Raw genomic sequence first — 18,577 nt, 5'->3', positions numbered from 1 at the left:
CGATGGCTCAGTTCAGCGTGAATGCGCAGCGTTTCGATCCCTACAAGAACTTCAAGTTCCGGGTGAAATGGGACGGGCGCTATGTCGCCGGCGTCAGCAAGGTCGGGTCGCTGAAGCGCTCGACCGAGGTGGTCGAGCATCGCGAGGGTGGCGATCCCTCCACCGGGCGCAAGTCGCCCGGCCGCACCAAATACGAATCGATCTCGCTGGAACGCGGCGTCACCCACGATACCGAGTTCGAGAAATGGGCCTCGAAGGTGTGGAACTTCGGTTCCGGCCTTGGCGCCGAGGTCTCGTTGAAGGATTTCCGCAAGGACATCATCGTCGAGGTCTACAACGAGGCCGGCCAGCTGGCTCTCGCCTACAAGGTGTTCCGCTGCTGGGTCTCGGAATATCAGGCGCTGCCGGATCTCGACGCCAACGCCAATGCGGTGGCGATCCAGTCGATCAAGCTCGAGAACGAGGGCTGGGAGCGCGACTACGAGGTCACCGAACCGAGCGAACCCACCTTTACGGAGCCCGAATGATGTGGCGCGGCCTCACCGGCGCCGACGTGCTCGACATCTGGGAGGCGGGCCACGGCCTGTCGTCCAGTGCGCGCGCGCTGCTGGTGCTGGCCGCCGTCGATCCCGAGGCGCCGCCGGAGGATGTCGCCCGCCTGCCGCTCGGCGCGCGGGATCGCGCCTTGCTGGCGGTACGGGCGGCGACGCTCGGCAACCGGCTGGAGGCGTTCGCCCATTGCCCGGCCTGCGCCTCGCCGCTGGAGTTTCCCGTCGACATCGGCGCGCTGCTGGCGGACGAGCCCGTCGACGCACCGGCCACGCCGCTCGCCGTCGAGGCCGGCGGCTTCCGGCTCAGCGTACGCGCGCCGGACAGCCGCGACCAGGCGGCGGCAGAGGGCTGCGCCGATCCGGCGGCGGCGGAGGCGCGCCTGCTGGCCGCCTGCGTGAGCGCGGTGGACGGGCAGGGATATCCGGTATCCGTCGAGGCATTGCCGGCGACGGCACGGGCGGCTGCCGCCGAGGCGATTCTCGCGCTCGACCCGCTCACCGAGGTGAGCTTCGACCTAGCATGCCCGGCCTGCGGCTGCGACTGGTCGCTGGCGCTCGACGTGCCGGGCTTCCTGTGGGAGGAGATCGGCCAGCAGGCGCGCCGGCTGGTTGGCGAGGTCGCCCTGCTGGCGCGGGCCTATGGCTGGTCTGAGCGCGACATTCTGGCGATGAGCCCGGCGCGGCGCCAAAACTATCTGGCATGGGCGGGCTAGCCCATGGCGGATTTGTTCAGCCGGCTTGCAGGACGCGCGCAGGGGGTGATGCCGGCGGTGTTGCCGCGGCAGGCCTCCCGCTTCGAGGGGGCAGCCGTGGATCCGGGTACGCCGGTGCCGGCCGCCGCCCCGGCTTCGCGGGTGGCCGGAGCGCCCGTCGAGACTGGCGTCGTCGCGCCGGTGCCGCGCCGCCCGCAGGCCCGCCTGCCGGCCGGCGTCGAGGAGGGGCGGCCGGCGGGGCAGGCGCGTCCCGTGGCGATGCCGCCATCCTCGTCTGCGCCGGTCCCCGCCACGTCGCATGCCGCCCCGCAGCCGACGCCGGTTGGGCCACGGCTCGCCGTGCCGTCCGGGCTATTGGCCGTGCCGCCGGCACCGTCCGACCCGTTCCCGCTCGCTGCCGATGGCGTCAGCTCTGCGCCGCGCCGTGTGGCTCCGACACCGACACCGGCGGCGGGCGATCCGGACAGGCCAGTTGCGCCGCTCCATCCGCCGGCGCCGGTCCAGATGCCGACCCGGACACCTATCCCCGCCCCAACGCTTGCCGCGCGCACCCCCGAGGCGGTGCTCGCGCCCGTCGTCCCGGCTGCCGCGCAGGAGGTGCCCGACCCAGCGCCGGTGATCCGCGTCAGCATCGGCAGCGTCGAGGTGCGGGCGCCGGCCGCCGCGCCGCCCGCCCGGCCGGCCAGCCGGCTGATGACGCTCGACGATTATCTGCGGAGCGACGGCCGGGGGCGGCGATGAGCAACGGCCTCGCCATCGCCGCCGTCACCCGCGTCCTGCAGGACATGCTGCATTCGGGGCTGGTCGCCTCCGGCATAGGCGGCGCGCTCGGCGGTACCGTCACCGTCTCCGCTCTGCCGCCGGACCGCATCCTCGGGGAGGCGGCCGCGACGGCCGAGGCGACCCAGCTCAATCTCTATTTGCACCAGGTAACCCCGAACACCGGCTGGAGCGCCCGCGATCTGCCGAGCCGCGACGCGCGCGCCGACCGGATCGTCGATCCGATGCTGGCGCTCGACCTGTATTATCTGCTCACCGCCTATGCGGAGGAGGAGTTCCAGGGCGAGATCCTGCTTGGCCACGCCATGCTGCTGCTGCACGAAAACGGCGTGCTGAGCCGCGATTTCATCCGCGACGTCCTGGCCAATCCGCCGGGCGGGGGCATGGCGGCCGCCGCGGTGCAGGCGCTCACCGCGTCCGATCTCGCCGATCAGGTCGAGCTCATCAAGGTCAGGCCGCGTCCGCTGAGTACCGACGACATGTCGAAGCTCTGGACCGCCTTCCAGTCGCGATACCGGCCGAGTGCCGCCTATGAGGTGTCGGTGGTGCTGATCCAGCGCCCGCGCCCGAAGCGCGCACCGCTGCCGGTGCTGTCGCGCGGCGAGCCGGACCCCGCGACCGGCCGCGAGGCGGGCATCGCGGTGCAGGCCTCGCTGGTGCCGGCGATTCCGACGCTCACCGCCATCGTGCCGCCAGGGCAGCAGACGGCGGCACGCCTCGGCGAGACGATCCGGCTCGAGGGCCATCATCTGGCCGGTGAGGCGGTGTTCGTCGACGTCACCGCCGAGCCGGGCGGGGAAACGCTGCGGCTTGTGGCGGCCTCCGCCGCCGATGGCCTTGTGAGCGTCGCCTTGCCGCCGCCGGTGCCGCCGGTTCCGCCGCCGCCGGTCCCGCCCGAGCAGGATCCGGCCAATTGGCGGGTCGGCCTCTATCGGGTCTGCGTCGCCACGCGCGACGCGGCCGGCGAGTTGCGGACCACCAACGTGCTGCCGCTCGTGCTGGCGCCGCTGATCCGGCAGGTCAACGCGGCGCGGGCGGGCGACGTGGTGACCTTCACCATCACCTGCGCCCCGCCGGTGCGGCCGGGCGAGGCGGTGTCGCTCGTCGTCGGCAGCCGCGAGATTCCCGCCGTCCCCATCGGCGCGACGCCGGCGACGACGCTGACCTTTCGCGGCAGCGATTTCGTCGCCGGCACGACGGTCCCCGTGCGGCTGCGCGTGAACGGCATCGACAGCCTGCTGATCGACCGCACCGCCCGTCCGCCGGTCTTCGCGCCGAGCCAGCAGGTGACGCTGCCATGAGCGCCGCGCGGGCCGACTGGGTGGAACGGAACCAGCGCCATCTCGCGGCCGAGCTCGCGCGGCTGCGGCTCATCCTGCAGCGGCGTCTCGCCAATGGCGACGCGCCTGCCGCGCCGCCTGCCGCCGCACCGTCCGACGACCATGGTACTGATCCCGCCGACACCGGGCTCGGCCGGCTCAGCGCCGGCTTCCGCCTCTCGCCCTTCGAGCGCGACCTCTTGCTGCTCTGCGCCGGTGTCGAACTCGATTCCGAGGTGGCGCGGCTGTGCGCGGCCTTGCATGGCGACCCGCTGCGGCGCGCGCCGAGCTTCGGGCTGGCGCTCGCCGTGCTACCCGGCGCGCATTGGAGCGCCGTCGCCCCCACCGGTCCGCTGCGGCGATGGGGGCTGATCGAGCCCGGCCGGAGCGAGGCGCTGACGGAAGCCCCGCTCGGCATCGACGAGACCATCCTGCACAGGCTGGCCGGGCTGGATTGCCCGGATCCGCGCCTCGACGGGCTCATCACCGACATCCCACCCGGTGGCCCGCTTACCCCGTCGCAGGCGGAGACGGCGGAACGGCTCGTCGATCTGTGGCGCGGCGTGGCGGACGGCCAGCTTTGGCCGGCGGTGCAGCTGTGCGGTGAGGACCGGCTCGGCCAGGAGCGGGTGGCGGCGGCTGCCTGCGCGACGGCGGGGCTGGCGCTGTGGCGGCTGGATGGCGTCGACATTCCCGCCTCGCCGCGCGAGCGCGTCGCCCTGGCGCGGCTGTGCGAGCGCGAACTGGTGCTGAAGGGCGGCGCGCTGATGCTGTCCGTGGCCGCCGGCGGCGATACCCGGGCCGAGCGCGGCCTGCTCGCCTTCGTCGAGGAGATGGCTGGCCCGCTGGTGCTGGCGCTCGACGGTCCGCTGGTGCTGACCCGGCGGCCCAGCCGCCGGCTGGAGGTGAACCGTCCCGCGCCTGCCGAGCGGCGGATGCTGTGGGCCGGAACGCTCGGTCCGCTGGCGAGCGGGCTGAACGGACGGTTTGACGCTATGGTCGATCGTTTCCGGCTCGACGGCGCCGGCATCGAGGCGGCCTGCGCCACCGCTCAGGACGGGGGGCGGGACGGGGAGGACGAGCCGGGCCGGTTCGGCGACCGGCTCTGGGCGGCCTGCCGGGTGCAGGCGCGTCGGCGCCTCGACACGCTCGCCGAGCGCATCGAATCCCGCGCCGCCTGGGCCGATCTGGTGCTGCCGGCGCCGCAGCAGGCGCTGCTCGCCCAGATGGCGCTGCATGTGCGCCACGCCACCACGGTCTATGAGCGCTGGGGCTTCGCCGGCAAGACCGGCCGCGGCCTCGGCATCAGCGCGCTGTTCGCCGGCACCAGCGGCACCGGCAAGACCATGGCGGCCGAGGTGCTCGCCAATGATCTCGGTCTCGACCTCTACCGCATCGATCTCAGCCAGACGGTCAGCAAATATATCGGCGAGACCGAGAAGAACCTGCGCGTCGTCTTCGACACCGCCGAGGAGAGCGGCGCGGTGCTGCTGTTCGACGAGGCGGACGCGCTGTTCGGCAAGCGCTCGGAGGTCAAGGACAGCCACGACCGCTACGCCAATATCGAGGTCAGCTATCTGCTCCAGCGCATGGAGGCCTATCGCGGCCTCGCCATCCTCACCACCAATCTGAGGAGCGCCATCGACCCGGCGTTCCTGCGCCGCATCCGCTTCGTCGTGCAGTTCCCGTTCCCCGACGCCACGCATCGCAGCGAGATCTGGCGTCGGGTCTTCCCGCCCGACACGCCGACGCGCGACCTCGATCCGGATCGCCTCGCCCAGCTCACGCTCGCCGGCGGGCATATCCGCAACGTGGCGATGAACGCCGCCTTCCTCGCCGCCGGCCGCGGCGAGGCGGTCGGCATGGAACATCTGCGCCAGGCGGCGCTGGCCGAATACGCCAAGCTGGAGAAGCCGGCGACGAGCGCCGAACTCGGAGGATGGCAATGACCCGGCCGACCGTGGAACTCGACATCGCCCGGCTGGTGGTCGAGGGCGTCGCTCCCAGCGACGCCGGCGCGCTGCGGCGGGCGATCGAGCGCGAGCTGTCGAGACGGCTGGCGCAGCATGTGGCGGCCGGGGGCGAGATGACGCGCGGCGCCGGCCATGTGGATGCCGGCCCACTGGCGGTGCCCGCCGCCGCCGGCCCGCAGCGCCTGGGGACGGCGATCGCCGACCGGGTGATGGGAGGGCTGAAGCGATGAAAGCCTCCGCCGTGACCCGTGCCGGCACGGCTCCCGCGCCTGCGGCCATGGCGGTGCGGCCGGCACCGCCGCAGCGCCGGGAGGCGCCGGCGCGCGCTGGCGGTCCACTGTCCCGGCACAAGGAGCCGGGAGCGCAGGCCGCGCGGGCTCCGGCCATCGTCGATGAGGTGCTGTCCTCGCCGGGCCAGCCGCTCGACGCATCGGCCCGTGCCCATTTCGAGCCGCGCTTCAACCGCGACTTCGCGCAGGTGCGCATACATTCCGACCATCGCGCCGCCCTCTCCGCCAGGGCGATCGACGCGTCAGCCTACACCGTCGGATCCCGCATCGTCTTCGGCGCCGGCCGCCTCGCTCCGCACACCGCCGAGGGGCGGCGGCTCATGGCGCACGAGCTGGCGCATGTGGCCCAGCCGGACGGCGTCGGCGGCAGCGGAGCGGGGCGCATGATCGCCCCCGCCCACGACCCGGCGGAACGCGAGGCGAGCACCCTTGCCGCGCATGCTTCCGCTTCCGGTAAAGGCCATGCCGCGCCGCCGCGCCAGAAGCGCTCCCACGGCATCCATCGCGAAGAAGGAGAGGGGGCCGATCTCAACAGCGCCCTGCTTGCCCGCGACTACGAGCGCGCGGTGCGGATCCTGGAAGAGCAGCCGGACGACATGGTGCGCAACGCGCTGCGGCCGCTTCCGGCCGATACGCGCGCCCATCTGCGCACGGCGGCGAACACCCTCGACCCCAGCGGCCAAAGCCGTGTCGCGCGGATGGTGGACGTGGTCGAGAACACGCCGGCGGCCGCGCCGACGCCGGCTTCCGCGCCGGCGGCGTCGGACATCGCCAATCTCGCCAAGACCGAGAAGCTGAGCCGCGCCTGGGGGTTCGCGCGCGAGACCCTCGGCGCCGACGTGGTGCGCGAGGTCCAGCACCTGTTCTCGCCGGAATCGATCGCCGCGCTGGTCGGCTTCGCCATCCTCTACATCGCCGCCCAGGCGACGCCCGCCGGCTGGGTCGCCGATGCGCTGGCACTGACCACGCTCACCATCACCGCGATCTTCGTCGGCAAGGCGCTGTTCGACATTGTACGCGACCTGATCGCCTTCTTCTCGGCGATCAACGCCACGTCGGAAGCCGAGCTGCGCAGCTCGGGCGCGGCGCTGTCGCGTGCGCTGTCGCGCGGCTTTGTCGCCGTGGTCGTTGCCCTTCTCACCCGCGGGCTGAAGGGAAAGGGGGGCGGCACGCCCTACAAGGGGCCGCCCCCGACGGCGATGGCCGAGCTGGTGACGGCCGAAGGACTGATCGTGCGGGTCCCGGTGGCCGCCGTGCAGGAGATCGCCGCGACCTCGAAGCTGCAATCCATGGCCTCCTATGCGGTGGCCGTGCCGCCCACCGGCGCCGGCGGTGGGGGTGGCGGCGGCTCGGGGAATTCGCCGCCTGCGCCGGCGACCGGAGGCGGCGGCCCGGCACCGAAGCCGCGCGGCGAGGAAATATGGACCGAGCTGTCGAAGGATCTCAGCCTCGAGCCGCGGGGGACCGGCGATGCGCGGGGCGGCGGCGCCGGCGGTGCCGCCCGCGATGCGCGGGCCGGCGGGCTGATCGGCCCCAAGGGCGAACCGGGAACCGTCGATGCGGCCGTCCAGACCCATTCGACGGCGCCGGCGGTGCGCAGCGAATACGGCGTGACAGGTGCGGATCTGGAATCGGCGCATATCGGCGCGACATCGGCGCTGCGTGGCGCCGAGGGCTACAGCCGCAGCAGCGCGCTCACCACCCTCCTCAAGCCCGAATGGCACGCCGCCTTCGACAATTACTGGAAGAACTGGGCGATGGCGCAGCGGCGCGCTGGACGCAGCACCTGCTCCTCCTTCGAGTTCGAGCGCATCATGATCGAGGCCATCGACCAGATACCGAAGATGCCGGCGGCGACCCGGGGCACGCTGATCTGGCGGCTGCAGATGGAGCTCCAGGAGCTCGGCCTGCGCACGCAGGAGGCGACCATCGAGCTCCCCTACCGCAACATCAAGCCGGCGACGACGCCATGACGAACGCGGAACATGGCGGGAGCAGCGGCCGATGACCTCCTTTCCCAATTCGCCGAAGCTGATCAAGGGCGGCATCGTGCAGATCGCCACAGAAGGCGCGGCGGTCCAGCGGGTGATCGCGCTGCAATACAATCCCGAGAGCGTCAGCCGCACCTTGCAGGTGCAGGGCATCGGCGAGAACGGCCAGCGTGCCGAGGCGCTGCGGCTGAAGGGGCCGGCGGTCGAGACCATCAAGATCGACGCCGAGATCGACGCCACCGACCAGCTCGAATTCCCGCAGGCCAATCCGGTGGCCGCCACCTATGGCGTGTTCCCGCAGCTCGCCGCGCTGGAGACCATGATCTACCCGACCAGCGGCCAGTTGAACGCCAACAATGCCCGTGCCGGCAGCGGTACGCTGGAGATCGCGCCGATGGAGGCGCCGCTGACGCTGTTCATCTGGAGCAAGAACCGCATCGTGCCGGTGCGGATCACCGAGTTCAGCGTCACCGAGGAGGCCTTCGACGCCAATCTGAACCCCATCCGCGCCAAGGTCAGCCTCGGCATGCGGGTGCTGAGCGTCGACGATCTCGGCTTCGCCCATCGCGGCGGCAGCCTGTTCATGAGCTATCTGCAGGCCAAGGAGCAGATGGCGACCCGGGCGGCCGGCGGCAGCCTCGGCACGCTCGGCATCGGAGGATTGCCATGACCGATCCCGTGCAGGCGCTTTTCCAGGCGGGCGTGCTCAGGACCACGACCTTCCCGGACAACAGCCGCTACCACGACGTGCCGACGCGCCAGCTGGTGCGGCCGGACGGTACGGTGGTGGTGCATCTCGCCCGACGGCTGGTGCCGGCGCCGGAGCGCTTCGCTTTGCTACAGGAGCACACCGTCGCGCAGGGCGACCGGCTCGACCGGCTGGCGGCCCGCTATCTCGGCGATCCCGAGCGGTTCTGGGTGCTGTGCGACGCCAATGGCGCCATCCGGCCGGACGAGCTCACCGACACCGTCGGCCGGCGGCTGCGCATCACCTTGCCCGAGGGCATACCCGGCCCGTTCGGAGACTGACGGCGATGCAGATCCAGGGCATCCATCTCACGCTGCTGATCGGACCGGGGGTCCCGGTGCCGGTGCCGCGCGAGGTGCTGGATGCGCTGAGTTCGGTGCAGGTGACCAATGCGGCGGGGGATACCGAGAGCGGCTTCGACCTCACCTTCACCCTCGATCGCCGCTCGCCACTCACCACGCTGTTCCTGGTGTCCGGCGGCGCCTCGATCCCGCTGGTGAGGGTGATCGTCGTGGTGACGATCAACGGCACGGCGAACGTGCTGATCGACGGCGTGATGACCCACCACCAGGTCGAGCCGGGCAGCGGCGGCGGGCCGTCGACGCTCAAGGTGCAGGGCAAGGACCTGAGCGCCGTGATGGGCTACATCGATTTCTCCGGCCTGCCTTTCCCGGCGATGCCGCCGGTGGCGCGCGTGGCGCTGATCATCGCCAAATATGCCTGGCTCGGGCTGATCCCGCTCGCCATCCCCAGCATCGTCGAGGACATCCCGCTGCCGACGGACCGGATCCCGACGCAGCAGGGCAAGGACCTCGACTACGTCAAGTCGCTGGCCCGGCAGTGCGGCTACGTCTTCTATATCGAGCCCGGGCCGGTGCCTGGCACCAGCTACGCCTATTGGGGGCCGGAAGTGCGCGTCGGGCCGCCGCAGCGGGCGCTCAGCGTCGACATGGACGCCCACACCAATGTCGAGCGGGTCAATTTCCGCTTCGACAAGGAGCGCAAGGAACTGCCGGTGGTGTTCATCCAGGAGCCGGTCAGCAAGGCGCCGATCCCGATCCCGATCCCCGACGTCACGCCGCTCAGCCCGCCGCTCGGCGCGATCCCGCCGCTGCCGCCGAAGATCACCCCGATGAAGGACACCACCCAGCTCTCGCCGCTGTCGGCACTGATGCGCGGCATCGCCTATGCCTCGCAGCACAGCGACTGCGTGTTCGCCAGCGGCAGCCTCGACGTGCTGCGCTACGGCCAGGTGCTGAAATCGCGCCGGCTGGTCGGGCTGCGCGGCGCCGGGACGGCCTTTGACGGTCTCTACTACGTCTCGCGCGTCACCCACGAGATCCAGCGCGGGCAGTACCGGCAATCCTTCGAACTCGCCCGCAACGGCGTCGTCTCCACCTTGCCGCAGGTGCCCGCATGACCGACGAACATCGCTATTACGGCAAGTATCGCGGTACCTGCATCAACAATGTCGACCCGATGATGATGGGGCGCATCCAGCTCATCGTGCCGGATGTCTCGAACATCATGCTGACGAGCTGGGCGATGCCGTGCCTTCCGGTCGCCGGCATTCAGATGGGCATGTATGCCGTGCCGGTCATCGGCTCGGGCGTCTGGGTCGAGTTCGAGAAGGGCGATCCCGACCATCCGATCTGGGTCGGCGGCTACTGGGGCTCGGGCGCCGAGGTGCCGGCGCTCGCCCGCACCGTGCCGCCCGCCGTGCCCGGCATCACCTTCCAGACCACGTTGCAGAACGGCCTCACCATCAACGACGTCCCGGGGCCGAGCGGCGGCATCATGATCAAGAGCGCCACCGGGGCGATGCTGATCGTCAACGACACCGGCATCTACATCCAGAACGGCAAGGGCGCGAGCCTCGTCATGGTGGGGCCCTCGGTCACCATCAACAACGGCGCGCTCGTGGTGACCTGAAGGGAGGAGACGGCAATGCCTGGCTTTCTCTTGCATGTCGGCGCGACGGTGACGTGTTCGCATGGCGGGCAGGCCCAGCCGGCGTCGCCGGTGCCGCGTGTGCTGGTCAGCGGGCAGCCGGTGGTCACCATCGCCAGCCCCTATCTGGTCGCGGGCTGCGCCATGCCGCCGCCGCCGGCGGGCAACGGGCCGTGCGTCACCGGCCAGTTCGTCACCGCGGCCCTGCGGGTGCTGGTGCTCGGGCAGCCGGTGCTGCTGCAGGACAGCCAGTCGGTCTGCGTCCCCACCGGCACGCCGCTGATGCCGCTGGCGATGCAGACGCGCGTGATGGGGAGCTAGGCCATGCCTTCCGCATCAAGGCCTTCCACCTCGCTTCACCTCGCCTATCCGTTCCGCATCGACGGGCGGGCGCGTACCGCGCAGGCCGGGGACGACGAGCATATCCGCCAGCAGATCGAGCAGGTGCTGTTCACCTCGCCCGGGGAGCGGGTGAACCGGCCGGATTTCGGCAGCGGCGTGCTGCAGCTGGTCTTCGCGCCGAACAGCCCGGAGCTCGCCGCCACCGTGCAGTTCCTGGTCCAGGGCGCGCTGCAGCAATGGCTGGGCGACCTGATCGTCGTCGACACGGTGGAGATCGAGGCGCAGGACGCGCAGCTCCTCGTCCGCGTCGTGTATATCAACCGCCGGACCCAGCAGCGGGCGGTGGCCGACTTCGCGCGGGAGGCGCCCGCGCCATGATCTATTCCTGCTGCAGCGAGAGCCGCCGGGATCTGGTGCGCCGCGAGAGCACGCTCAACGGCATCGACTTCCTCGAGGTGCTGGACCGCGCCGCGCCGGCGGGGACGCCGCGCCAGCGCACGCTGCTGCTGCGCCTGCTGCGTCCGGCGGCCGGTCTCGCGGCGGACAATGTGATCATCGAGGGCGGCGAGCGCATCGTCACCGTGGCGGCGCTCTGGGCGCATCCGGCGGATGCGATCCCGGCGGCCGATCTCGGCGGAGAGAACGCGGCCTTCTTCGCGGCGCTGCCCGAGGCGGCCTCGACGCTGGTGGTGCGCACCGATTCCAGCGGCGACTATTCGGCCTACCGGCTGCGGCTCGTGCAGTCGCGCGCCGACCCGCTGCCGCACGCGGCCTTCGATCCGCCGCTGGCGTCGATCGACTTCTCCTTCAAGGTCGAATGTCCGACCGATTTCGACTGCCAGGAGACGCATGCCTGCGCGGACGATCCCGGCGAGGCGCCGGACATCGACTATCTCGCCAAGGACTATGCGAGCTTCCGCCGGCTGATGCTGGACCGTCTTTCGCTCCTGATGCCGGACTGGCGCGACCGGGGGCCGGCCGATCTCGGCGTGACCCTCGTCGAACTGCTCGCCTATGTCGCCGACCATCTCAGCTACCGGCAGGACGCCATCGCCACCGAGGCCTATCTCGGCACGGCACGCCGGCGCGTCTCGGTGCGGCGCCATGCGCGGCTGGTGGACTACCGGCTGCACGAGGGCAGCAATGCGCGCACCGCGGTGCAGCTTCTCGTCGCCCCGGATGCCGATGACGACGAGCCCGGCCGCCCGATCGTCGTGCCGGCGACCACCATGCTGCTGACGCAGGTCACCGGCGCCGGCGCCCGCATCGCCCGCACCAACCCGGTGCCCGGCCGTCTGGCCCCGCTCGACGCGGCGCTGCGCCAGGAGCCGACCGTGTTCGAGACGCTGCACCCGCTGCGCCTGTTCAAGGCGGTGCATCTCATGCCCTTCTACACGTGGGGCGACGGCGAGTGCTGCCTGCCCAAGGGGGCGGTGCGCGCGACCTTGCGCGGCCATTTTCCGCAGCTCGCCGCTGGCGACGGGGAGCCCGGCCGGCTGCTGGTGTTCGAGCAGGTGCTGGGTCCGCTGACCGGCCGTCCCGAGGATGCGGACCCGGCGCGGCGCCATGCGGTGCGGCTCACCGCGGTGCGCGCCTTCGCGGCGCGGGCGAACGAGGCCGACCCGCCCGTGCCGTTGACCGACGCGGTGACCGGGGAAGAAATCACCGAGATCCGCTGGCACGACGACGACGCGCTGCCCTTCGCCCTGTGCATTTCCTCGCGCACCGACAGGGACCATGGCGAGGTGGCGGTGAACGATGTCAGCATGGCGCGCGGCAACATCGTGCTGGCCGACCATGGCCGCACCCTGGCCGACGAGCCGATCGGGACGGTGCCCCAGCCGCATCTGTTCACGGTCGTTCCGGCCGACGGGCGCTGCGCGGCACCGATCCGCGAGGCGGTGCCGCCGCGCTTCCGTCCGATGCTCGGCGCTGTCCCGCTCACCCATGCGGCGGCGGATGGCGCAGAAGGCGGTGCGGAGGGAGGCACGGCGGCGTCGGGCTCGGCGCTGGCGGCTCTCGCCACGGCACCATCGAGCCTGATGCCGGCGATCCGGCTGGTGGAAACCTCGGCGCCCGGCCGGTCGCGCTGGGAGCCGCGCGCCGACCTGCTCGCCAGCGACGCGTCCGACCGGCATTTCGTCGCCGAGATCGAGGCGGATGGCGAGGCGCGGCTGCGCTTCGGCGACAACCGCCACGGCATGCGCCCGCCGGCCGGCGCGAGCTTCACCGCCACCTATCGGGTCGGGCAGGGCCGGGCCGGCAATGTCGGTGCCGGCTCGCTCGTGCATGTGGTGAGCGACGATGCCCGCCTGGCCGGCGCCTCCAACCCGCTGCCGGCGCGCGGCGGCACCGATCCCGAGAGCATCGAGGAAGCGCGCCAGAAGGCTCCCTTTGCCTTTCGCACGCTGGAGCGTGCGGTGACGCCGGCCGACTATGCCGCGCTCGCCGAACGCCAGCCGGGGGTGCAGCGCGCGGCGGCGACCTTCCGCTGGACCGGCAGCTGGCACACCGCCTTCCTCACCGTCGACCGCGCCGGCGCCGCCGCCGTGACCGATGCGTTCAAGGCGACGCTGCGCGACGGGCTCGAGGGTTATCGCATGGCGGGCTACGACACCGCGGTGGACGCGCCGCGCTTCGTGCCGCTGGAACTCGACCTCGCCGTCGAGGTCGCGGCCGACTATTTCCGCTCCAACATCCGCGCGGCGCTGATGGAGGCGCTCGGCAGCCGCACGCTCGGCGACGGGCGGCGCGGGCTGTTCCACCCGGACAACCTCACCTTCGCCCAGCCGATCTATCTCAGCGCCATCTATGCGGCGGCGCAGGCGGTCCCGGGGGTGGAGTCGGTCGAGGTGACGCGCTTCCACCGCCAGGGGCAGCCGAGCCGGCGGGCACTCGACGAGAGCCGGCTCGATCTCGGCCGGCTGGAGATCGCGCGGCTCGACAATGACCGCAATTTCCCCGAGCGCGGCGTGCTGCGCCTGACCATCGGAGGCGGCAAATGAGCGACGACATCATCGTCGGCGATGCCTCGCTGCCGGCGGAGACCGGCGATTGCGGCTGCTGCGCCGGCACCGGCGCGGCGCTGCCTTCCGTGCGCAGCAACCCGCCGGGCCAGCCCTCCATCGCCTATCGCGCCGGCACCCATGCCGAGTTCAAGCAGGCGATGCTGGCGCTTTTGTCCTCGCAGCGCTTTCCCGCGCTGGGCCGGCTGTCGACGCGGGCCGACGACGACTTCGCCATCGCGCTGATCGACGGCTGGGCCACCGCCTGCGACGTGCTGACCTTCTATCAGGAGCGCATCGCCAACGAGGCCTTCCTGCCGACGGCGACGGAATCGCTGTCGATCACCGAGCTGGCGCGGCTGATCGGCTATCGCCGGCGGGCCGGCCTCGCCGCGTCGGTGGATCTCGCCTTCACCCTGGAGCCGGCGCCGGGCGCGCCCGAGCAGGCGGTGGCACAAACCGACATCCCGGCCGGCTCGAAGGTGCAGAGCATTCCCGGCCCGGGCGAGCGCAGCCAGGGCTTCGAGACGGTGGAGGCGCTCACCGGGCGGGTGGCGTGGAACGGGTTGCGGCCCCGGCAGGTGCTGACGCACCGGCTGCGCAGCGGCGACCGCATCACCTTCCTGCGCGGCGCCGCGCTGTCGCTCAGGATCGGCGACGCCGTCCTGCTCGCCTCCCGCCATCTCGACACCGAGGCCGGCCGGACCAACTGGGAGGTCCGCAAGGTCGTCGCGCTGGAGGTGGACGCCGCCGCCGAACGTACCGCCGTCACGCTTGATCGCGGCCTCGGTGCCTGGGTTTCCGCCATGGACCCGGAGGCCGAGCTGGAGCTGTTCGTGTTCCGCCAGCGCGCGGCGCTGTTCGCCGCCAACGCGCCGCACCCCTCGGCGCTGCATCCGCAGCAGCTGCGCGGCAGCCTCGCCAGCCAGCTCGGCGACGACGACGACTGGGCGTACGCCATCACCGGCGACACCATCCATCTCGACAATGCCTATCCCGGCATCGTGCCCGACAGCTGGCTGGTGCTGTCGGCGCCCGACAGCCGCGCGCTTTACCGCGTGAAGGCGGCGACCGAGACCGGCCGCACCGAATTCCTCGTCTCCGGCAAGTCGACCCGGCTGCGCCTCGACCCCACGGACGGGCTCGCCGATTTCGGCGGCGGCAATTACCGGCAGACGGCGGTGCTGGCGCAGCCCGAGCCTCTCGCCTTCGCCGACGCGCCGATCCTCGAGCCGGTATGGGGCGAGACGGTCGTGCTCGACGGACTGGTGCCGGACCTGCCCGCCGGCCGCCGGCTTATCGTGCGCGGCAAGCGGCCCTGCGTGCGGCTGGCGGACCGGCTGACCCTCGCCGACGCCGCCGACCCCGGCCTGAGCTTCACGGTCGCCGCCGGCGAGGTACTCACCGTGACGGCGCCGCCGGTGGCGCTGGCGGGAGGCGTGGCGATGCGCTGGCGCCTGCGCACCGCCGGCGGGCGCGAGGGCACGCTCGACCTCTCGGCCGGGGATCGCCCGCTTGCCTTCGTGCCGGCGGGCAAGAACGACCCGGTGATCGCCGAGGCGGCGACGCTCGACGCCGTCGAGCGCGAGGACGCGACGCATGCCCGGCTGCGGCTCGGCGCGGCGCTCGCCAATGCCTATGACCGCGGCTCCGTCGAGGTGCTGGCCAATGTCGCCCGCGCCACCCATGGCGAGAGCGCCAGCGACATTCTCGGCAGCGGCGACGCGGCGACGCCGTTCCAGCGTTTCGCCCTGCGCCAGCCGCCGCTGACCTTCACCCGCTCGACCAGCGGCGAGGGGCGGCAGTCGACGCTGTCGGTCCGGATCAACGACGTGCTGTGGGACGAGGTGCCGTATCTGTTCGGCCACGGGCCGCGCGAGCGGGTCTATGCGACGCGCCTCGCCGACGACGGCAGCACCCTCGTCGAATTCGGCGACGGCGTCGTCGGCGCGCGCCTGCCGACCGGCAGCGACAATGTGGTGGCGAAATATCGCAAGGGCAGCGGGCTGGAAGGGCTGGTGCGCGAGAACCAGCTCAGCCTGCTCGCCTCGCGCCCGCTCGGGGTGAAGGCGGTGACCAACCCGCTTGCCGCCGAGGGAGCCCAGAATTCCGAGGCGATGGACGAGGCGCGGCTCAACGCGCCTTCCAGCGTGCTGACGCTGGGCCGCACGGTCTCGCTGCGCGACTATGAGGACCACGCCCGTTCCTTCGCCGGCATCGCCAAGGCGCAGGCGGCGCTGATCTGGGACGGGCGCGCGCGGCGCATCTTCATCACCGTCGCCGGGGCGGGCGGGGCGCCGGTGGCGCTGGAGGACATGCTGGAGGCGCTTCGCGGCGCGGGCGATCCCTTCGTGGTGATCGAGGCCGGGGTTTGCCGCGCCGTCGAGGTGCGCCTCTCGCTGCGGGTGAAGGTCGATCCGGCGTTGCGGACGGAGGCGGTGCTGGCGGCGCTGTCGGCGCGGCTGCACGCGGCGTTCGGATTCGCCGCCCGCAGCCTCGGCCAGCCGCTGCATCTCAGCGAGGTCTACGCCGCCGCCGCCGCGGTGCCGGGTGTCGCGGCGGTGACGGTGGACCGGCTCTACCGCGGCACGGCCCCCGACGACACGCCGCAGCGCTATGCCCGCCTCGCCGCCGGCCCGGCCACCCGGCAGCCGGACGGCCGGATCGACGGCGCCGAGCTGCTGACCCTGGCGGCCGCGCCGTTCGACCGTCTGGAGGTGATGCCATGAGCTTCGACGCCCGGACGCTGTACGAATTGCTGCCGGCGATCCACCGGCTGAAGGATGCCGAGCAGGACGGCGCGCTGCGCGATCTCCTGTCGGTCCTCGCCGAGCAGGCGGCCATCCTCGAGGAGGATCTCGACCAGCTCTATGACGACCAGTTCATCGAGACCTGCGCCGATTGGGCGGCGCCCTATATTGGCGGGCTGATCGGCTACCGTACCCTGCACGGCGTAGTGCCGACGGTGTCGAGCCCGCGTGCCGAGGTGGCCAACACCATCGCCGCCCGCCGCCGCAAGGGCACGGCGAGCATGATGGAGCAGCTGGCGCCGGACGTGACCGGCTGGCAGGCCCATGTCGTCGAGTTCTTCGAGCGGCTGGCGGCGACGCAATATCTCAACCACCAGCGCCCGCAGGCGCGTCTCACGGCCGATCTGCGCGACTGGGAGGCGCTGGAGCGCCGCGACACCGCCTTCGACCGGCTGCCGCACGGCGTCGATGTCCGCTCCATCGCCCATGGGCGCGGGCGCTATAACATCCCCAATGTCGGGCTGTTCCTGTGGCGGCTTGAGGCGTTTCCGCTCGAACGGGCGATGCCCGCCCGCGTGGATGCGCGCCGCTTCCGCTTCAACCCGCTCGGTCTCGACGCGCCGCTGTTCACCCATCCCGAGACCGAGCCGACCCTCACCCATCTGGCGACGCCGCTCAACGTACCGGCGCCGATCGGCCGCCGCGTGCTGGCGGCCCGCGACGCCGGTACGCCGGCACGCCGGCTGGAGCGTTATTACGGCGCCGGCCGCAGCCTGCTGATCGAGACCCGCGCGGCGCCCGGCGACGCTTTCGTCGCGCTGGCCGCCGACGAGGTCGAGGTGTGCAATCTCTCGGACCGTCCGGGCGACAGCTGGGCGGTGGCCGGACCCTCGCGGGCGGTGGCGATCGATCCGCAGCTCGGCCGGCTGCTGTTCCGCGACGCGCGGCCGGCGGGGAGCGAGCTGCGCGTGAGCCTTCACCATGGTTTCAGCGGCCCGATGGGCGGCGGGCAATATGAGCGCGGCGCCAACACCGCGGCCGACGATGCGGGCGGGCTGACCCTGCTGCGCGTCTCCGGCGAGCCCGGCGATATACCGACCATCCAGGCCGCGCTCGACACGCTGGCGGCGACCGGGGGGATCGTCGAGATCGCCGACAACCGCACCTATGCCGAGGCGCTCGCCCTCGCCGTGCCGGCGGGCGCGACCCTGATCCTGCGGGCCGCCAACGGCAAGCGCCCGACGCTGGTGTCGCCCGGCGACATCACGGTGAGCGTCGACGACGAGGGGGCGGAGGCGTCGCTGGTGCTGGACGGGCTGCTCGTCGCCGGCGGCGGGCTGGTGCTGGCGGCCGACGCCGTCACCGGCCTGCGCCGGCTGGTCATCCGCGATACCACGCTGGTGCCGGGGCGCACGCTCGCCGCCGACGGCACCCCGGCCGGCGACGAGCCCAGCCTCGTCGCCGACATCGCCGGCACCGACATCGTCCTCGAACGCTGCATCGTCGGCGGGCTGCGCGTGTCGGCGCTGTCGCAGCTCTCCGTCGCCGATAGTCTCGTCGACGCGACCTCGCCGGCCGGGCTCGCCTATGCGGGCACCGGGGCGGGCGGTACGGCGTCGCCGGGCGGCGCGCTCACTCTTGTGGCGACGACGGTGATCGGCGGGATCTATGCCGAGGCCTTCGCGCTGGTCAGCAACGCCATCGTGGTGGCCGAACCCGGTCCGGATACCTCGCCGGTGCCGGTGCGTGCCGAGCGGCTGCAGCAGGGCTGCGTGCGGTTCTCCTATGTGCCGCCGAATTCGGCGACGCCGCGCCGCTATCGCTGCCAGCCGGATCAGGAGGTCGCCGCCGCGCTCGAGCGGCGCGCGCGGGAGACCGGCGCCGAGCTGTCCGAGGCGCAGTCCGCCAGCGTGCGCGCCGGCATCCAGGCCTGGCTGAAACCGAGCTTCACCTCGCTGCGCTACGGGCGGCCCGGCTATGGCCAGCTGGCCACACGTTGCCCGGTGCTGATTGGCACCGGCGCCGACGACGAGGCCGAGATGGGGGCGTTCCACAGCCTCTTCCAGGCGCAGCGCGAAACCAATCTGCGCGTGCGCGTCAGCGAATATCTGCGGTTCGGCCTGGAGGCCGGGCTGTTCTACGAGACCTGACATGCAGCGGGCGCA

16 protein-coding genes are annotated in these 18,577 nt (G+C 72.2%); all 16 read left to right on the top strand.

From position 1 onward, the window contains the following. Positions 1-2 precede the first annotated feature (2 nt). The 16 genes from KHC28_RS05980 to KHC28_RS05905 are packed head-to-tail and all read left to right on the top strand — an operon-like array spanning position 3 to position 18,562. Positions 3-527: a phage tail protein gene (locus tag KHC28_RS05980; protein ID WP_214007425.1), complete on the top strand. Its 525-nt coding sequence runs from the start codon at positions 3-5 to the stop codon at positions 525-527. Then, the gene (locus tag KHC28_RS05975; RefSeq protein WP_214007424.1) at positions 524-1,264 is read left to right on the top strand and encodes a T4 family baseplate hub assembly chaperone; all 741 of its coding nucleotides are present in this window, start codon (positions 524-526) and stop codon (positions 1,262-1,264) included. The genes KHC28_RS05980 and KHC28_RS05975 overlap by 4 nt, the downstream gene beginning before the upstream one ends. Positions 1,265-1,267: 3 nt before the next feature. Further along, positions 1,268-2,005 carry a hypothetical protein gene (locus KHC28_RS05970; RefSeq protein WP_214007423.1) on the top strand — a complete coding sequence of 246 codons (738 nt, stop codon included), beginning with the start codon at positions 1,268-1,270 and terminating at the stop codon, positions 2,003-2,005. After that, complete coding sequence (locus KHC28_RS05965) at positions 2,002-3,345, top strand: Pvc16 family protein (RefSeq protein WP_214007422.1); 1,344 nt, start codon at positions 2,002-2,004, stop codon at positions 3,343-3,345. Before KHC28_RS05970 ends, KHC28_RS05965 begins: the two co-directional genes overlap by 4 nt. Further along, the gene (locus KHC28_RS05960) at positions 3,342-5,312 is read left to right on the top strand and encodes an ATP-binding protein (RefSeq protein ID WP_214007421.1); all 1,971 of its coding nucleotides are present in this window, start codon (positions 3,342-3,344) and stop codon (positions 5,310-5,312) included. Before KHC28_RS05965 ends, KHC28_RS05960 begins: the two co-directional genes overlap by 4 nt. After that, positions 5,309-5,566: a hypothetical protein gene (locus tag KHC28_RS05955; protein WP_214007420.1), complete on the top strand. Its 258-nt coding sequence runs from the start codon at positions 5,309-5,311 to the stop codon at positions 5,564-5,566. The genes KHC28_RS05960 and KHC28_RS05955 overlap by 4 nt, the downstream gene beginning before the upstream one ends. Beyond that, on the top strand, positions 5,563-7,599 hold the full coding sequence (locus KHC28_RS05950) for an eCIS core domain-containing protein (RefSeq protein ID WP_214007419.1): 2,037 nt from the start codon (positions 5,563-5,565) through the stop codon (positions 7,597-7,599). The genes KHC28_RS05955 and KHC28_RS05950 overlap by 4 nt, the downstream gene beginning before the upstream one ends. Positions 7,600-7,630: 31 nt before the next feature. Then, a complete protein-coding gene (locus tag KHC28_RS05945) occupies positions 7,631-8,287 on the top strand; it encodes a hypothetical protein (protein ID WP_214007418.1) in 657 nt (218 codons plus the stop codon). Continuing rightward, a complete protein-coding gene (locus KHC28_RS05940; RefSeq protein ID WP_214007417.1) occupies positions 8,284-8,646 on the top strand; it encodes a LysM peptidoglycan-binding domain-containing protein in 363 nt (120 codons plus the stop codon). The genes KHC28_RS05945 and KHC28_RS05940 overlap by 4 nt, the downstream gene beginning before the upstream one ends. A 5-nt stretch (positions 8,647-8,651) precedes the next feature. Then, on the top strand, positions 8,652-9,785 hold the full coding sequence (locus tag KHC28_RS05935) for a hypothetical protein (protein ID WP_214007416.1): 1,134 nt from the start codon (positions 8,652-8,654) through the stop codon (positions 9,783-9,785). Next, on the top strand, positions 9,782-10,297 hold the full coding sequence (locus KHC28_RS05930; RefSeq protein ID WP_214007415.1) for a phage baseplate assembly protein V: 516 nt from the start codon (positions 9,782-9,784) through the stop codon (positions 10,295-10,297). Before KHC28_RS05935 ends, KHC28_RS05930 begins: the two co-directional genes overlap by 4 nt. A gap of 15 nt (positions 10,298-10,312) precedes the next feature. Next, a complete protein-coding gene (locus KHC28_RS05925; protein WP_214007414.1) occupies positions 10,313-10,636 on the top strand; it encodes a hypothetical protein in 324 nt (107 codons plus the stop codon). A 3-nt stretch (positions 10,637-10,639) separates the two neighbouring features. Next, a complete protein-coding gene (locus KHC28_RS05920; RefSeq protein WP_214007413.1) occupies positions 10,640-11,035 on the top strand; it encodes a GPW/gp25 family protein in 396 nt (131 codons plus the stop codon). Beyond that, on the top strand, positions 11,032-13,662 hold the full coding sequence (locus KHC28_RS05915; RefSeq protein ID WP_214007412.1) for a putative baseplate assembly protein: 2,631 nt from the start codon (positions 11,032-11,034) through the stop codon (positions 13,660-13,662). Before KHC28_RS05920 ends, KHC28_RS05915 begins: the two co-directional genes overlap by 4 nt. Further along, positions 13,659-16,391 carry a baseplate J/gp47 family protein gene (locus tag KHC28_RS05910; RefSeq protein ID WP_214007411.1) on the top strand — a complete coding sequence of 911 codons (2,733 nt, stop codon included), beginning with the start codon at positions 13,659-13,661 and terminating at the stop codon, positions 16,389-16,391. Before KHC28_RS05915 ends, KHC28_RS05910 begins: the two co-directional genes overlap by 4 nt. Further along, positions 16,388-18,562 (top strand): hypothetical protein, encoded by a 2,175-nt coding sequence (locus KHC28_RS05905; RefSeq protein WP_214007410.1) that lies wholly within the window; start codon positions 16,388-16,390, stop codon positions 18,560-18,562. Before KHC28_RS05910 ends, KHC28_RS05905 begins: the two co-directional genes overlap by 4 nt. The last annotated feature ends 15 nt before the right edge of the window (positions 18,563-18,577 follow it).

Source organism: Ancylobacter sonchi (genome assembly GCF_018390695.1).
GTDB lineage: Bacteria > Pseudomonadota > Alphaproteobacteria > Rhizobiales > Xanthobacteraceae > Ancylobacter > Ancylobacter sonchi.
Note: the sequence above shows the minus strand (reverse complement) of the source record. Positions and strands in the feature narration are given on the sequence as shown.

Coding starts and splice junctions, on each gene's coding strand:
- KHC28_RS05935 (WP_214007416.1), top strand. CDS start 8,652: ATGCAGATCCAGGGCATCCATCTCACGCTGCTGATCGGACCGGGGGTC.
- KHC28_RS05975 (WP_214007424.1), top strand. CDS start 524: ATGATGTGGCGCGGCCTCACCGGCGCCGACGTGCTCGACATCTGGGAG.
- KHC28_RS05930 (WP_214007415.1), top strand. CDS start 9,782: ATGACCGACGAACATCGCTATTACGGCAAGTATCGCGGTACCTGCATC.
- KHC28_RS05910 (WP_214007411.1), top strand. CDS start 13,659: ATGAGCGACGACATCATCGTCGGCGATGCCTCGCTGCCGGCGGAGACC.
- KHC28_RS05905 (WP_214007410.1), top strand. CDS start 16,388: ATGAGCTTCGACGCCCGGACGCTGTACGAATTGCTGCCGGCGATCCAC.
- KHC28_RS05955 (WP_214007420.1), top strand. CDS start 5,309: ATGACCCGGCCGACCGTGGAACTCGACATCGCCCGGCTGGTGGTCGAG.
- KHC28_RS05965 (WP_214007422.1), top strand. CDS start 2,002: ATGAGCAACGGCCTCGCCATCGCCGCCGTCACCCGCGTCCTGCAGGAC.
- KHC28_RS05970 (WP_214007423.1), top strand. CDS start 1,268: ATGGCGGATTTGTTCAGCCGGCTTGCAGGACGCGCGCAGGGGGTGATG.
- KHC28_RS05960 (WP_214007421.1), top strand. CDS start 3,342: ATGAGCGCCGCGCGGGCCGACTGGGTGGAACGGAACCAGCGCCATCTC.
- KHC28_RS05915 (WP_214007412.1), top strand. CDS start 11,032: ATGATCTATTCCTGCTGCAGCGAGAGCCGCCGGGATCTGGTGCGCCGC.
- KHC28_RS05950 (WP_214007419.1), top strand. CDS start 5,563: ATGAAAGCCTCCGCCGTGACCCGTGCCGGCACGGCTCCCGCGCCTGCG.
- KHC28_RS05925 (WP_214007414.1), top strand. CDS start 10,313: ATGCCTGGCTTTCTCTTGCATGTCGGCGCGACGGTGACGTGTTCGCAT.
- KHC28_RS05945 (WP_214007418.1), top strand. CDS start 7,631: ATGACCTCCTTTCCCAATTCGCCGAAGCTGATCAAGGGCGGCATCGTG.
- KHC28_RS05980 (WP_214007425.1), top strand. CDS start 3: ATGGCTCAGTTCAGCGTGAATGCGCAGCGTTTCGATCCCTACAAGAAC.
- KHC28_RS05940 (WP_214007417.1), top strand. CDS start 8,284: ATGACCGATCCCGTGCAGGCGCTTTTCCAGGCGGGCGTGCTCAGGACC.
- KHC28_RS05920 (WP_214007413.1), top strand. CDS start 10,640: ATGCCTTCCGCATCAAGGCCTTCCACCTCGCTTCACCTCGCCTATCCG.